The organism is Kutzneria viridogrisea DSM 43870 (assembly GCF_000525635.1).
In the GTDB taxonomy this organism is placed as follows: Bacteria; Actinomycetota; Actinomycetes; order Mycobacteriales; family Pseudonocardiaceae; genus Kutzneria; species Kutzneria viridogrisea.
Map to the genome: position 1 here is coordinate 9,613,222 of NZ_CP007155.1, position 14,247 is coordinate 9,627,468.

General features: G+C 71.3%; 13 protein-coding genes. 7 read left to right on the forward strand and 6 right to left on the reverse strand.

Features of this window, described 5'->3' with window-relative positions; all coding sequences use genetic code 11:
* Positions 1-17 precede the first annotated feature (17 nt).
* Positions 18-1,064: an FUSC family protein gene (locus tag KALB_RS42295; RefSeq protein ID WP_236650133.1), complete on the reverse strand. Its 1,047-nt coding sequence runs from the start codon at positions 1,062-1,064 to the stop codon at positions 18-20.
* Positions 1,065-1,111: 47 nt separating this feature from the next.
* Positions 1,112-1,528, reverse strand: a complete 417-nt coding sequence (locus tag KALB_RS42300) for a DUF3151 domain-containing protein (RefSeq protein ID WP_025361740.1) — start codon at positions 1,526-1,528, stop codon at positions 1,112-1,114.
* 225 nt (positions 1,529-1,753) lie between these two features.
* Here KALB_RS42300 and KALB_RS42305 point away from each other — a divergent pair, with 225 nt between their 5' ends.
* The 5 genes from KALB_RS42305 to KALB_RS42325 all read left to right on the forward strand — a co-directional run bounded on the left by KALB_RS42305 (position 1,754) and on the right by KALB_RS42325 (position 6,482).
* The gene (locus KALB_RS42305) at positions 1,754-2,920 is read left to right on the forward strand and encodes a hypothetical protein (protein ID WP_051912930.1); all 1,167 of its coding nucleotides are present in this window, start codon (positions 1,754-1,756) and stop codon (positions 2,918-2,920) included.
* An 84-nt stretch (positions 2,921-3,004) separates the two neighbouring features.
* Positions 3,005-4,138, forward strand: a complete 1,134-nt coding sequence (locus KALB_RS42310; protein WP_042221410.1) for a hypothetical protein — start codon at positions 3,005-3,007, stop codon at positions 4,136-4,138.
* Between the two features lie 160 nt (positions 4,139-4,298).
* On the forward strand, positions 4,299-5,054 hold the full coding sequence (locus KALB_RS42315; protein WP_025361743.1) for a GNAT family N-acetyltransferase: 756 nt from the start codon (positions 4,299-4,301) through the stop codon (positions 5,052-5,054).
* Positions 5,051-5,785 carry a lysophospholipid acyltransferase family protein gene (locus KALB_RS42320; protein ID WP_025361744.1) on the forward strand — a complete coding sequence of 245 codons (735 nt, stop codon included), beginning with the start codon at positions 5,051-5,053 and terminating at the stop codon, positions 5,783-5,785. Before KALB_RS42315 ends, KALB_RS42320 begins: the two co-directional genes overlap by 4 nt.
* The gene (locus tag KALB_RS42325) at positions 5,778-6,482 is read left to right on the forward strand and encodes a DedA family protein (RefSeq protein ID WP_025361745.1); all 705 of its coding nucleotides are present in this window, start codon (positions 5,778-5,780) and stop codon (positions 6,480-6,482) included. Before KALB_RS42320 ends, KALB_RS42325 begins: the two co-directional genes overlap by 8 nt.
* On the opposite strand, the gene fbaA is transcribed toward KALB_RS42325, so the two are convergent.
* On the reverse strand, positions 6,430-7,461 hold the full coding sequence (fbaA, locus tag KALB_RS42330) for a class II fructose-bisphosphate aldolase (RefSeq protein ID WP_025361746.1): 1,032 nt from the start codon (positions 7,459-7,461) through the stop codon (positions 6,430-6,432). The two genes, KALB_RS42325 and fbaA, sit on opposite strands and share 53 nt — an antisense overlap.
* 260 nt (positions 7,462-7,721) lie before the next feature.
* Between fbaA and KALB_RS42335 the strand changes: the two genes are divergently transcribed.
* On the forward strand, positions 7,722-8,750 hold the full coding sequence (locus KALB_RS42335; protein ID WP_051912928.1) for a C40 family peptidase: 1,029 nt from the start codon (positions 7,722-7,724) through the stop codon (positions 8,748-8,750).
* 4 nt (positions 8,751-8,754) lie between these two features.
* On the opposite strand, the gene KALB_RS42340 is transcribed toward KALB_RS42335, so the two are convergent.
* From KALB_RS42340 to KALB_RS42350, 3 genes are all read right to left on the reverse strand, one after another.
* Complete coding sequence (locus KALB_RS42340; protein WP_025361748.1) at positions 8,755-9,975, reverse strand: GGDEF domain-containing protein; 1,221 nt, start codon at positions 9,973-9,975, stop codon at positions 8,755-8,757.
* Positions 9,976-10,253: 278 nt separating this feature from the next.
* On the reverse strand, positions 10,254-11,477 hold the full coding sequence (locus KALB_RS42345) for an MFS transporter (protein WP_025361749.1): 1,224 nt from the start codon (positions 11,475-11,477) through the stop codon (positions 10,254-10,256).
* 234 nt (positions 11,478-11,711) lie between these two features.
* On the reverse strand, positions 11,712-13,196 hold the full coding sequence (locus KALB_RS42350; protein ID WP_042221412.1) for an FAD-dependent monooxygenase: 1,485 nt from the start codon (positions 13,194-13,196) through the stop codon (positions 11,712-11,714).
* Between the two features lie 64 nt (positions 13,197-13,260).
* Here KALB_RS42350 and KALB_RS42355 point away from each other — a divergent pair, with 64 nt between their 5' ends.
* Complete coding sequence (locus tag KALB_RS42355; RefSeq protein ID WP_025361751.1) at positions 13,261-14,196, forward strand: aldo/keto reductase; 936 nt, start codon at positions 13,261-13,263, stop codon at positions 14,194-14,196.
* Positions 14,197-14,247 lie beyond the last annotated feature (51 nt).

Consider the following 14,247-nt stretch of genomic DNA (forward strand, 5'->3'; position numbering starts at 1 on the left):
CGGGCACGGCCACCGCACTACGCGCCCTCGGCCTCGGGCAGGGCGGGCAGGGCGCCGATCGCGTCCGCCCGGCTCACCCCGCTGGCCACCAGCAGGTCCACGATGATCGAGCGCAGCTGGGCCACCACCACGCGGACCGAGAACCCGGCCCCGGCCAGCAGCTCGTCGGTGCGTGCGGCCAGGTCGCGCAGCAGCGCGCGGGTCAGCACCGGGTCCACCTGCCTGGCCAACTCCCTGCGCAGGGCATCCGCGCAGTCCGCGAGTCCGTTGAGCACCAGCGGCAGGCCCTGCGGCACGTCCTCCTCGTCGCGCAGCACCGACATCGCCCGGCGCGCGAGCACCCGCGTGTTGCGGATCGCCAGGTCCACGGCGCCCAGCGCCAGCTTGTACCGGTCCAGCTCGCCGCGGCGGCGCCAGCGGATCGGTGCGATCGTGGCGACCTCCGTGCCGGTCACCAGTGCCGCCTTGAACTCGTCCAGCGCGCGCTGACTGGCCCGCGCCCTGGTCAGCGCCGCGGCGGCGGCCACGGCGTCCCGGGCCGTGACGGCATCGCCGATCGCGCGCAGCACCGCCCCCAGCTCGCGCAGCACGGTGTCGGCGTGCCGGTGGGCCAGGGTCAACGGGTTCGCCGGGAGCAGGGCCATCGCCGCCAGGCCGGTGGCCCCGCCGATGAGCGCGTCCACCATGCGGTCGTAACCGCCCGTCGTGCTCGGCGGCAGCAGCGTGGCCACCAGCACGGCCGAGGTCCCGGACTGCAGGGCGATCACCGCCCCGCCGTCGAGCAGCACCGCGGCGGCCATCGCCAGCACCACGACCAGCACGATCTGCCAGGTGCCCGAGCCGATCCGGGAGATCAGCAGGTCGCCGATGCCCACGCCCACGCTGACCCCGACGACCAGTTCGACCACCCGGCGCAACCGCTGGCCCATGGCAACGCCCAGGCAGGTCACCGCCGCGGAGGGCGCGAAGAAGGGGTGGGGGTGGCCGACGAGCTCCGTGGCGATCAGCCACGCGCCGCCCGCGGCCACCCCCGCCTGCCCGATGGGCAGTGCCGTGCGCTGCAACCGCCTCAGCCTGCGCCGCAGCTCGGCAAAAACCCGGTTCGCCAAGGTCAGGCCAGGCCGGTGGCCACGGGCGCCTCGGGGTCGCTCTCCGCGAGGAACCCGCGGCAGCGCTCGTACTCCTCGGTCTCCCCGATCTCGCCCGCCGCCTTGGCCAGCGCGGCCAGCGCCCGCAGGAAGCCCTGGTTGGCGCGGTGCTTCCACGGCACGGGCCCGAAGCCCTTCCAGCCCGACCTGCGCAGCTGGTCGAGCCCGCGGTGGTAGCCGGTGCGCGCGTAGGCGTACGCGGCGATCGGGTCACCGGAGTTCAGCGCCCGCTCGGCGAGCAGCGCCCAGGCCTCGCTGAAGTCGGGGGCGATGCGCACCAGGTCACCGGGATTGGTGCCGCCCTCGGCGGCCTCCTGCAACTGAGGCCGGTCGGGCAGCAGGGTGGGACCGGGGCCGAGCAGGTTCTCGTTCAAGCTCATACCGGCAATCGTGCCTGACGGCTCAGGTGAGCAGCATCCGCACCAGGACACCACCGGCGACCAGGACCAGTGCGGTCACGACCACACCGGCGACGACTCGCTTGTTCACGTGCTACCTCCCTTCGGGACGTGCGGACCAGACCGGTGACCTTGCCCACCCCGCCACCCCGTGGGCAACGAGCGTCACCCCTCGATCGGGTGAAACCCGTCTGGCATCCTCGGGCGGTGAGCACGAAGAACGGTTCTTGGTCGGTGGCGCGCGTGCGCGAGCTGTGGGGTCTGTACTGGACCAGGGGCACGGCGGGCCGCGAGACGCCCGCCGAACTGTTCTCGATCATGTACGCCTGGTGGTTCGTGGCGCTGGTGCTGAAACTGCTCGGCGGCTCCTGGGACATCTCCTGGCACTTCGAGACCCTGCGCGACGACCTGGCCCCGCCGCACGACCTGAACACCGTGGGCACCGGCATCGCGGTGGCACTGGTGCTGTTCCACACCTACACCGGCTACGGGGCCGACCGCCGCACGCTGCGCTGGATGCAGTGGGGCACCGGGATCTTCCTGGTGGCGATCCCGATCGACGTGGTCAACCACAACGTCAACGGTCTGGACATCACCACCTGGAGCCCCTCGCACTCGCTGCTGTTCATCGGCACCGCGGCGATGCTGATCGGGGTGGCGATGGGCTGGTACCGGGGCGCGGGCCGGGGCCGCTGGTTCACCGCGGGCTGGCTGGTGCTGCTCACCCTGGTGTTCGAGGACTTCTGGTTCCCCAACGAGCAGCAGGAGTACGGCATCCTGGAGCTGGCCTCCTGGGACCGCGACCCCGGCCACCCGTATGCCGACCGGGAGCTGCTGGAGTTCGCCGCGAACCAGATCGGCCGCCCGGTGGGCCGGGAAGCACTGGCGGGCTTCTCGCTGCCGATGCCGGACTGGGTCTACCCGGCGTGGGGCATCGGCGCCTGCGTGGTGATCCTCGCGATCGGCCGCCAGCTGATCGGCAGGCGGTGGACCGCCACCGCGATGGCCGGGCTCTACGTGGGCTTCCGCGCCCTGCTCTGGCTCGTGCTGTCCGCCACGCACTTCCCGCCATCGGCCGTGCCGTTCTTCCTGATCGCCGCCGGGCTGGCCGTGGACGCCGTGTTCCTGCTGCCGATCTCCCAGTGGCTGCGGCCGATGGTCGGCGCCGTACTGGTCACGGTCGCCTCCTACGCCCTGCTGGCGGTGCAGTCGGTGCTGCTCAGCGCGCCGCCAAGGGCGGACTGGTCGGCGCCGGTCGCGGCGGGCTCGCTACTGGTGCTGTGGCTGGCCGCGACCTGGTTCCTGCACCGTTACCCGCTGCGGACGCCTCAGGGTGACTCCGAGCGGCTGAGCACGGCCGATCACAGCGGGTGAACGTGGAATTGGGGGGTTGTCCCCACCCCACATAGGGGAAATTCCCCATACCGGACCGCCCTGCCCAGCCACCAGGATAAGCGCATGGCGGGGGCAGCGAGGAACTTCCTGGAGCACCAGGTACGTCCACTGTGGACGCGAGGGGAGCCGGGGCGGGTCACGCCCGCACCGGTGCTCACGGTGCTGTACCTGGGCTGGCTGACCGCGCTGGCCTTCAAGGCGCTGGGCGCGGGGTGGGACGTGGCCTGGCACTTCAAGTGGATCCGGGACACCCTGGCGCCGCCGCACGACATCAACACCGTCGGCACGGTCATCGGGGTCGCCCTGGTGCTGTTCCACACCTACACCGGGTACGGGGCCGACCGGACCTCGTTGCGGTTCACGCAGATCGGGCTGGGCTCCTTCCTGGTGACCATCCCGCTCGACCTGGTCAACCACACCGTGAACGGGCTGGACCTCACGGCGTGGAGCATCACCCACGTGCTGCTCTACTGCGGCACGACCGTCACGATGATCGGGGTCATCCGTGGCTGGGTGCTGCACTACCCGCGGGGAACGGGGGCCTCGTGGGTGCGGCCGGTCGGGCTCGGCGCGCTGGCGTTCTTCTTCATGGAGAACCTGTGGTTCCCCAACGAGCAACAGGAGTTCGGGGTCCTGTCGTTGGCGGCGTGGGATCAGGGGAGGCCCTACGCCGAGCCGGAGCTGCTGGAGTTCGCGGCGAGCCAGATCGGCCACCCGGTGGACCGGGCCGCCGTGGAGCACTTCTCACTGGGACTGCCCGAGTGGCTGTACCCGGTGTGGTGCCTGCTCTCGGCGGCACTGGTCCTGGCGGTGGCCAAGCGGTTCCTGCTGGGCAGGTGGGTGGCCACGCTGATCGCCGGGGCGTACGTGGGCTACCGGGTGCTGGTGCTGGGGCTGATGACGGCGCTGGACTTCCCGCCGTGCGTGGTGCCGTTCTGGGTGATCGCCGTCGGGGTGGCGGTCGACCTGGCGCTGCTGCTGCCCGCGGTGCTCGTCCCGGTCGGGGGTGCGGTGCTGGTCACCGCGTTCGGGTACGCCGCGCTGTGGGGGCAGGGCGCGGTCGCACAGGCTCCACCGGCCGCCCTCGGCTCCTGGCCTGCCGTACTGGTCGCCACGGCCCTCGGCTGGTTCGCGGTGGAGTGGGCGGTCGGCAGACACCGGGCACACCCAGCTCGCCCGGTGCCGGTCGCCGCCTGAAGCAGAGCCTTCCCAGGCCCCCAGACCTGGGAAGGCTCTGCGATGTGCCTTTTGCGCTCTCTCCGTTCGCGCGGCGGGTTCGCAGTGGGGGGATAACCCCCCGAACGATTGGGTAAGATTCCGCATTACCAAGCATTTCCCGATTGTCCACGATGGACACATGGGAAAATTCGCTGGCAGCGCGCCGATCCAGGAGGTCGAGCGCTACACGGTCCGGGTCGCTGACGACGCGGAGACCGTTCGGCAGGCACAGCGCCTGCGCTACGAGGTGTTCACCGCCGAGCTCGGCGTGCGGCTGGGCACCCCCGTGCCCGGACTGGACCTCGACCCGTTCGACGAGTTCTGCGACCACCTGGTGGTGCAGGCCACCACAACCGGCACGGTGGTGGGCACGTACCGGTTGCTGCGCCCCGGCCGGACGGCGCGGCTGTACTCGGACTCGGAGTTCGACCTCAGCGCACTGCACGGGATTCGGCCTGACCTGGTCGAGGCTGGCCGCTCCTGCGTGCACCCGGACCACCGCACCGGGGCCGTGATCAACCTGTTGTGGGCCGCACTGGCCAGGTACGTGCTGCTGTCCGGACACCGCCACCTCGCGGGCTGCGCATCGGTCCCGCTGCGGCACGGACCCGAGGCGGCCACCGCGACCTGGGCCCTCGCCGAGGCCAAACACCTGAGCCCCCAGGGAATGCGGGTCCGCCCGCACACCCCGTGGACCCCGCCCACTGTCCACACAGGACGTACCAGTGCCGCGCTCGCGCCCCCGCTGCTGCGCGGCTACCTGCGGCTGGGCGCCTGGGTGTGCGGCCCACCCGCGCACGATCCCGAGTTCGGTACCGCCGACCTGTTCGTGCTGCTCGACCTGGAGCGGATCAACCCGCGCTACCTCGACCACTTCCTGGGGGCGGACCGATGAACCAGTGGCTGCCCGTTTCCCCGTGCGACACGGGGTGTGTCACCGACCAGCGTCCCGCGCTGCCCTCCTCGGCCGCGGCGGGCCGGGTGGTGCGCATGCTCGGCGCGCTGGCGGCCCCCGGCCAGGACAGGGCGTCACGAGTGCTCAACGCGCTCGGGATCCGCTTGCACGCCAACACGAAGCTGCTCAGCGCGGCACCGGGCACGCTGGTGGTGGCCAACCACGTGTCCTGGCTGGACCTGATCGCGCTCAACGCCGTGGAACCGCTCGTGCCGCTGGCGAAGCGGGAGGTCGCCGCCTGGCCGGTGATCGGCGGCATGGCGCGTCGCGGCGGCGCCGTGTTCATCGACCGGGGCAACCTGCGCGCCCTGCCCGGCACGGTCGCGGAGCTGGCGGCCGTGCTGCGCTCGGGCCGTTCGGTGCTGGTGTTCCCGGAGGGGACCACCTGGTGCGGTCGGCGGACCGGCCGGTTCCACACCGCCGCGTTCCAGGCCGCGCTGGACGCCGGGGCCCTGGTCCGCCCGGTGAGCGTCCGCTACACGCAGGCGGGGCAACCGAGCACGGTCGCCGCCTACCTGGGCTCGGACTCGCTGCTGAGCTCGCTGGCCAGGGTGGCGCACGCCCGCGACCTGGCCGTCCGCGTGACGGCGCACCCCGTGGTGCGCGCGGACAACCGGCGCGAGCTCGCCCGCGCCGCGTGGACCTCGGTCAGTGAGCTGGCCCGTGTTTGACCTCGTCGGACTGCTGCACGAGCTGGTCAGCTCGCCGTGGCTGTGGCTGGTGGTGTTCGCGGTCGCCACCCTGGACGCCCTGCTGCCGTTCATGCCGAGCGAGACCACGGTGGTGATCGTCGGCGTGCTGATCGCCCCGGACCCGGTTCGGCTGGCCCTGCTGGTGATCACGGCCGCCGCGGGCGCCTTCGCCGGTGACACGATCAGCTACGTGCTGGGCCGCCGCTCCGGTCCGCGCGTGCTGGCCCGCATCCAGCGCACCGAGCGCGGTCGCCGCGCGCAGTCCTGGGCGCAGCAGCAGCTCGGCAGGCGTGGGCGGCTGCTCATCGTGTTCGCGCGCTACGTGCCGGCCGGGCGGTTCGCCACGATGGCCACGGCTGGGGCGCTGGGCTTCGCGCCGCGCTGGTACCTGCCCCCGGAGCTGCTCGGGGTCGCGCTGTGGGGCACCCAGGCCGCGCTGATCGGGTTCCTCGGCGGCAGCGCGTTCCAGGACCAGCCGCTGCTGGGCATGGCCGCCTCGTACAGCGTGGTGGTCGGCGCGGTGCTGGTCGCCGGGCTGGTGCGCGCACTGCTGACGCGATCCCGCCACAGGCGTCGAGCGCGCCCAGCAGTTGCCGGACGCGCTCGACGTGGTGCGGACCAGCTCAGCCGGCGATCATGCGACCAGCCGACTTCAGGTGCTCGCAGGCCTGGGTGATGCGGGCGGCCATGCCCTGCTCGGCGGCCTTGAGGTAGCTGCGCGGGTCGTAGACCTTCTTGTTGCCGACCTCGCCGTCGATCTTCAGCACACCGTCGTAGTTGGTGAACATGTGGCTGACGATGGGCCGGGTGAAGGCGTACTGGGTGTCGGTGTCGATGTTCATCTTCACCACGCCGTAGGACAGCGACTCGTGGATCTCCTCGAGCAGCGAGCCGGAGCCGCCGTGGAACACCAGGTCGAAGGGCTTGCTGCCGGGCTTGCCCAACTTCTCGGCCACCACGTCCTGGCCCGCCTTGAGCACCTCCGGGCGCAGCTTGACGTTGCCCGGCTTGTAGACCCCGTGCACGTTGCCGAAGGTCGCGGCCAGCAGGTAGCGGCCCTTCTCACCGGCGCCCAGCGAGGCCAGGGTCTTCAGGAAGTCGTCGGTGCTGGTGTACAGCTTGTCGTTGATCTCGTTGGCGACGCCGTCCTCCTCGCCGCCGACGACGCCGATCTCCACCTCGAGGATGATGTTGGCCTTGGCGGCCTGGTCGAGCAGTTCGGCGGCGATGGTCAGGTTCTCGTCCAGCGGCACCGCGGAGCCGTCCCACATGTGCGACTGGAACAGCGGGTTCTCACCGCGGGCGACGCGCTCCTGGCTGATCGCCAGCAGCGGGCGGACGAAGCCGTCCAGCTTGTCCTTGGGGCAGTGGTCGGTGTGCAGCGCGATGTTCACCGGGTACTTGGCGGCGACCACGTGCGCGAACTCGGCCAGCGAGGCGGCACCGGTGACCATGTCCTTGACCTTGGTGCCGGAGAGGAACTCGGCGCCTCCGGTGGAGACCTGCACGATGCCGTCGCTCTCGGCCTCGGCAAAACCGCGCAGTGCCGCGTTCAGCGTCTCCGACGAGGTCACGTTGATGGCGGGGTAGGCGAACTCGTTCGCCTTCGCCCGGTCCAGCATCTCGGCGTAGACCTCGGGGGTCGCGATGGGCATCGTTCGTCACTCCTCGGGGGTTGTGGGCCCTGCCGACGATCTCGGGACGCGCGGCGACAGGCAGGCACGGCGGCGTGTCGAGTGCATCCTACGAGCAGCGGTGAACCGGGGGTCAGGGGCAGACTGGACATTTGGTAACCGCACGTCGCAGCGGCGCGGTGCGCACACCGTGGTCGTCGAGGGCAACCACCGCCGCCCGCGTGGGGCGGAGATCACAGACTGATCTCAACCGAACGGCCTCGCCCCGCGTAGTACCGATCGTGAACTCGTTCAAGCGCGTGTTGTGCGGGGTGGGTGTGGCGGCCGCCGTTGTCGGCCTGACCCCCACCTCCGCTGTGGCCGATCCCCCCGCGGACGCCCTTGCCCAGTTGCAGGCGGCCAGCCGTGCGCAGGAGGAGGTCAGCGAGAAGTTCAACGTGGCCCAGGAGGACCTCAAGGCCAAACGGGCCGAGGTCGGCCAGGCCGGTGCGGAGCTGGACCGGGCCAAGCAGGCGCTGTCCGCCGCGCAGGCCGAGCAGGGCAAGTTCCGCGAGCAGGTGGACGGATTCATCTCGGCCACCGCCCAGGGCGCGCAGCTCAACAGCATGTCGGCCCTGCTCACCGGCCAGTCGCCCAGCGACTTCCTGGACCGGTCCTGGCTGTTGGAACAGCTCAGCACCCGCAACCGCGAGGCCATGGACAAGCTCGGCGCCGCGCTGGACAAGGCGGGCGAGGCCGATCACCGCGCGGCCGATGCCCGCAGGCGCGCCGACGAGGCGGCGGCCAAGGCCCAGCAGCTGTCCGACGAGCTGGGCCAGCGCAAGGCCGATGCCGAGAAGGCGCAGCGGGAGGCCCAGGCCGCCTACAGCAGGCTCAGCCCCACGCAGAAGACCGTGCTCAGGTCCGACCGCGGCGACTCGGTCGGCTCGCTCCAGGTACCGGCGGGCACCGCGGGCAACGCCGTGCGCGCCGCGCTGGGCGAGGTCGGTGTGCCCTACGTGTACGGCGGCACCACCCCGTCCGGCTTCGACTGCTCCGGGCTGGTGCAGTGGGCGTACCGGCAGGCAGGGGTCAGCATCACCCGGATCACCACCACGCAGTACAACGAGGGCGCCCCTGTGGCCCGCGCCGACCTGCGCCCCGGTGACCTGGTGTTCTACGGCACCGCGAGCAACATCCACCACGTCTCGATGTACATCGGCGATGGCAAGGTGGTGCACGCCCCCGACGTCGGCGAGGTGGTGAAGGTCGTGCCGATCGAGCGGTCCGGCAACGACTACTTCGGCGCCAAGCGGATCGTCAGCGGCTGAGCCCTCAGGCCGCCAGGGCCAGCCTCGGTTTGACCAGGCTGGCCCAGCTGACCACGCGGTTGCGGCCGGTGTTCTTGGCCTCGTACAGGGCGGCGTCGGCGGCCAGCAGCAGTGGTTCCAGGTCCTCGCCCGCGCTGGGGTACGTCGACACGCCGATCGAGGCGGACAGGTTGGTGATCGTGGTGGTCGACCCGTTGACCGGGGCGTCCACCGCCAGCCTGGTCACCGCCTCGCGGATGCGCTCGGCCACGCCGATGCCGTCGTGCTCGGACATGCCGGGCAGCAGCACCACGAACTCCTCACCGCCGAAGCGGCCGACCGAGTCGTACTCGCGGACCTCGCTGCTGATCGCGGTGGCCACGGCCTTGAGCACGGCGTCCCCCGCGACGTGCCCGTAGGTGTCGTTGACCCGCTTGAAGTGGTCCAGGTCGATCATCAGCAGGCCGAAGCCGTCCTTGGCGCGCAGCGCGCGGTCCCGCTCGTGGTGGGCCTTGCGGTGCCAGCCCTCGCTGTTGAAGACCCCGGTCTTGGCGTCGGTGCGGGCCTTCTCCTCCACCTGCTTGAGCAGCACGGCCCGGTGCAGGACGAGCACCTGCGGCAGGGCGAGCACCACCAGCGCGGGGTGGTAGCCCAGCGCGAAGGCCAGCAGCGCGCCGTGGCACAGGGTGGCGATCTCCAGCATGTGGTTGGCGGGGTCGCCGAACACCTTGCGCACCGTCACGCCGGGGTTGCGGCACAGGGCGACGCGGATCGCGATGAGCGCGACGTCCACGGCGGTGTAGACCAGCAGCGCGAGCACCACGACGGCCACCACCATCGGCAGCGGCAGACCGCCCGCGAGGCTGCCGGGCCCGCCGACGCACAGGGTGAGCACCAGCTCGGCGGCCCTGGCGGACAGCACGAGCACCGCGATGCCGAACATCCTGCGGTGCACGGGGATGCGCGGGTTGCGCCACCAGTAGTGCACGTAGGTGATGGTGATCAGCACGGCGGTCAGCACGGTCGGCAGCAGCAGCACCCCGGCGAACAGCCACACCGAGGAGAGGTCGACGTGCGCGTTGTTCTCGATGTCGCGGCGAGCCCGCTCGATGCCCCTGGCGATCTCGTTGTGCACCACGGCGCACACGATCAGCAGGGAGAGCACCAGCAGGTCCGAGGAGCTGACGGAGGCACCCGCCGCGGACCAGACCACCACCGCGAGTGCCACTGCTTCCACCAGCAGCATGTGCACCAGCGCCTGTCGGGGAACTGTCCACATTTCCCAGCGTCGAACGGCAAGAAACTCACGCAACATCAGAGACCCCCTCTGTAGGATTAGGCCACGAAAGCGCATCAGGGCTGATCAGGCCCCTGGCGCTGTGACCGTGGTGCGTGCAGACTGGCCACGAACAAGCCCGTGCGAGCGACCGGGAGGGGGTTGCGCCCAATGGTGACGAGGTCGTGGACCCCGGCGTAGCGGAAGACCGCTCGCGCCGTGCGGCGGGCCGGTGAGCACCGGCCCGCTTAGGCGTCACTGAGCACCGCCCCACCGCTGGCCCGTTTCCAGGCCAGCGCCAGCGCGGCGCCCACCACGAGGGTGGCGACGCCGGTAATGCCCAGTGCACCCGCCGAACCCGTTGCCTCGGCGACGACCCCCGCCAGTGCGACCGCGATGCCCTGGGCCGCGATGGCCCCCGAGGACATCAGACCGATCGCCTGGCCACGCCCCGTGACCGGGGTGCGCTGGATGAACGCGGGCGGTGCCACCACCATGTAGGCGGCAGCCGCCCCGGACAGCCCGAACATCAGGCAGGACACCGCCACCGGTGGTTGCAGCACGCAGACCAGCAGCGGCAGTCCGGAGGCCGCGGCCAGCGGCCCCATCAGGCGCAGCCGCAGCGCGGGCGCCAGCTTGGTGATCAGGAACGCGCCCAGCACGGCACCCAGCGGGTTCGCGGCGAGCAACCAGCCCGAGGCCACCGGGTCCTGATGCGCGGTCTGCGCCACGTAGGGCACCGCGAGTCCCTCGGCCGCGACCGGCAGGCCGATCATCCAGATCAGCGCGACCAGCGTGCGCAGCTGCCGGTCCGACCAGACCAGCACGGCCCCGCGCCGGGTCGACTCCCACAGCGAGATGTGCTCCCCGCCCGCGTTCGCGGCCGGGCGCCTGCGCACCCCGAAGATGATCAACAATGCGGAGAGCACAAAGCTCGCCGCGTCTCCCAGCAGCGCCCCGTTGGCCGAGAAGGCCGCGATCAGGAAACCGCCGAGTGCGTAGCCGCCGACCTGCCCGACCTGGTCGACCATGCCCCGCAGGCCCTGTCCGACGGTCAACTCATCGCCCGAAAGAACGTCGGCGAGAAGTGCTCCGCGCGCCGCATTCGACGGCGAAGTGACCAAAGTGACGACGAAAACAAGGGGAAACATCAGGTAGAGCGGAAGGTTGGGGATGGCCATGAAGCCGACCAGAACGGCACGCAGCACATCGGCCACAATCATGACCTGACGGCGCGGATACCGATCGGCCAGGCCCGCGAGCAGCGGGCCGAACAGCGCGGGCAACATGGTCAGGGCGAAGGTGAGCGCGGCCAGTGCCGCCGACTCCGTGCCCTGGTAGACCAGGTAGGACAGCGCGACTCGCGCCACCTGGTCGCCAGCGGTCGAAATCAGCTCGGCGAACCACAGCGAGCGGAACTCGCCGTTCCCGAAGACGTCCCGGTACCGGGCCGCACGTGCAGCACCTTCCACAACACCCCTCTCCCCCCGTTTCCTCGCTCTCCCACTGCGAAGAAAGACCGATTGATCCGGCACCGCACCCTCAGCCTGTCACCCCTGGCAGGCTCTCCCTCTCACACGGTAACTACCGATTTCCGAATGTCAGGGCTCGTTCAGGTATCAATCGGGTCATTCACAGTTGACTGCCTGTGATCGAAAGTGGAGCCGCCTACGCTCCGAATTCACCTCCCCCATCCGGGTGTGCGTTCAGGCAGAATTCGCCGCCCGTACGGCCCAAACTGGCTCACCAAACCAACGGGTCAACGCGGAGTGCAGCTCCGCTTCGCCGGAGTGCCCGTCGGCGGCCCAGGCGACGTGCCCGTCCGGGCGCACCAGCAGCCCGGACAGGTCCGCGCGGCAGCGGCCGACCACGAGGTCGACCCGGTCGAGCCAGCCCTCGGCGGTCCACCCGCCGCCGAGGTCGAGCAGCAGCGGGCGGCCCGTGCGCATCAGCTCGGCGAGCCGCGTGGTGCCGTGTTCGGTGACGATCTCCAGGTCGGACGCGAACTCGCCGACCAGCGGGTGCGAGCCGCCCAGGTCGTAGCGCACGTCCACCGCGCTGATCCGCTCGGCGAGCAGGCGGTTCACCGCGGGCAGCGCGACGAGCTCGGTCAGCAGCGAGCGGACCGCGTCGTTGCGGGGGCTGCTGTGCATCAACTGGACCTGTGCCCTGGTGTTGTCCAGCACCGCGGCGGCCACCGGGTGCCGCTCCGCGTGGTAGCTGTCCAGCAGGGACTCCGGGGCGCTGCCCCGCACCACGGCCGCCAGCTTCCAGCCGAGGTTGACCGCGTCCACGATGCCCAGGTTGAGGCCCTGCCCGCCGAACGGGGAGTGCACGTGCGCCGCGTCCCCGGCCAGCAGCACCCGGCCCATCCGGTAGTCGGCGGCCTGCCGCGCGGTGTCGGTGAACCGGGACAGCCAGGTCGGCGCGGTCAACGGCACCGCACGGCCCAGCACCTCGGCGACCGTGGCGTGCACCTCGTCCAGGGTGACCGGCGACCGGCCCGGATCGGGCTGGTCGTAGCGGAAGGTGTAGAGCCGCACCCTGGGCGTGGCGGGCAGCGGGAAGATCACGACCCAGCCGCGCGGGGTGCGGTGCCAGCCCAGCGGCGCGTCGTCCGGATCGGCCAGCGTGGCCTCGGCGACCAGGGCCGTCATCGCGGCGTCCGTGCCGGGGAACGCGAAGCCCGCGGTCTTGCGCACCGTGCTGCGCCCGCCGTCGCAGCCGACCAGGTAGCGGGCGCGCAGACACCGGTCCCCGGCCTGCGCGGTGACCCCGTCGGCGTCCTGCGCGAGGCCGGTGAGCCGCCACCCGCGCTCGACCCGCACGCCCAGCTCGCCCGCGCGCTCGGCGAGCAGCCGCTCGGTGTGCGCCTGCGGCAGCCCGAGCATGCCGGGCAACTGCTCGGACAGCCCGGCCAGGTCCAGGCCGAACACCGCGGCGAAGTGGCCCTTGTCGTCCAGGAAGCCCGCGAAGCCCAGTTCGTCGCGCGCGGCCAGGTAGCGGTCGAGCAGCCCGCGCCGGTCGAGCAGCTGGATGGACCGCAGGTTGACGGCCAGCGCCTTGGACTGCCCGGTCGGCTCCGGCAACTGCTCCAGCACCGTCACCTCGGCCCCGCCGAGACGGAGCTCACAGGCCAGCAGCAGGCGCACCGGTCCCGCCCCGACCACAACGACGTCCGTGTCCACCACGTGCCCCCCTCGACCAGTGGAGGCACCAACAGTAGTCCGCCGGGTACCGAGCTATGTTCGACTTATGGCGAAGATCGGTACCTCAGACCTCGACGTCTTCCCGCTCAACCTGGGCGGCAACGTGTTCGGCTGGACCGCCGACCAGGAGACCTCCTTCCGCGTGCTGGACGCCTACGCGGCGGCGGGCGGCAACTTCATCGACACCGCGGACTTCTACTCGGCCTGGGCACCCGGCAACTCCGGTGGTGAGTCGGAGACGGTGCTGGGCCAGTGGATCGCCGCCCGCGGCAACCGGGACCAGGTCGTGGTGGCCACCAAGGTCGGCATGCACCCCGAGTTCACCGGGCTGTCCTCGAGCACCATCGCGGCGGCGGCCGAGGCCTCGCTCAAGCGGCTGGGCACGGACCACATCGACCTGTACTACGCGCACCGCGACGACCCGAACACCCCGCTGGAGGAGACGCTGCGCGCGTTCGACACCCTGGTGCGGGCCGGCAAGGTGCGCTACATCGCGGCGTCCAACTACACCGCGCCCCGGCTGGCCGAGGCGCTGGCGATCTCCGACCGGGAGGGGCTGGCCCGCTACGTGGCCGTGCAGCCGCACTACAACCTGGTGGAGCGCGAGCACTACGAGGGCGAGCTGGCCCAGCTGGTCGCCCGCGAGGGGCTGTCCGCGATGCCGTACTTCTCGCTGGCCAAGGGCTTCCTGACCGGCAAGTACCGGCCGGGTGCCGCCGAGGTGGACAGCCCGCGCGCGGAGGGCGCCAAGGCCTACCTGACCGAGAGCGGGCTGGCAGTGCTGGACGCGCTGGACCAGATCGCGGCGGCGCACGACACCACGCAGGCGGCGGTGGCGCTGGCCTGGCTGGCGGCCCAGCCCACCGTGGCGGCGCCGATCGCCAGCGCGCGGACCATCGAGCAGCTGGCCGACCTGCTGCCCGTGGCCGAGCTGTCGCTCAGCGAGGACGAACTCACGCTGCTGACGAAGGCGGGCAACTAGCCAACAAAACTAAACTCGCCAGTAGCTTACTGGCGGTAAGTTCCGCTACGG

What these genes read in the sequence shown, in the direction of transcription:
- KALB_RS42355 (WP_025361751.1), top strand. Translation starts at nt 13,261, where the DNA reads ATGGCGAAGATCGGTACCTCAGACCTCGACGTCTTCCCGCTCAACCTG.
- fbaA (WP_025361746.1), bottom strand. Translation starts at nt 7,461, where the DNA reads ATGCCCATCGCGACCCCCGAGGTCTACGCCGAGATGCTGGACCGGGCG.
- KALB_RS42300 (WP_025361740.1), bottom strand. Translation starts at nt 1,528, where the DNA reads ATGAGCTTGAACGAGAACCTGCTCGGCCCCGGTCCCACCCTGCTGCCC.
- KALB_RS42315 (WP_025361743.1), top strand. Translation starts at nt 4,299, where the DNA reads ATGGGAAAATTCGCTGGCAGCGCGCCGATCCAGGAGGTCGAGCGCTAC.
- KALB_RS42310 (WP_042221410.1), top strand. Translation starts at nt 3,005, where the DNA reads ATGGCGGGGGCAGCGAGGAACTTCCTGGAGCACCAGGTACGTCCACTG.
- KALB_RS42320 (WP_025361744.1), top strand. Translation starts at nt 5,051, where the DNA reads ATGAACCAGTGGCTGCCCGTTTCCCCGTGCGACACGGGGTGTGTCACC.
- KALB_RS42340 (WP_025361748.1), bottom strand. Translation starts at nt 9,975, where the DNA reads ATGCTGCTGGTGGAAGCAGTGGCACTCGCGGTGGTGGTCTGGTCCGCG.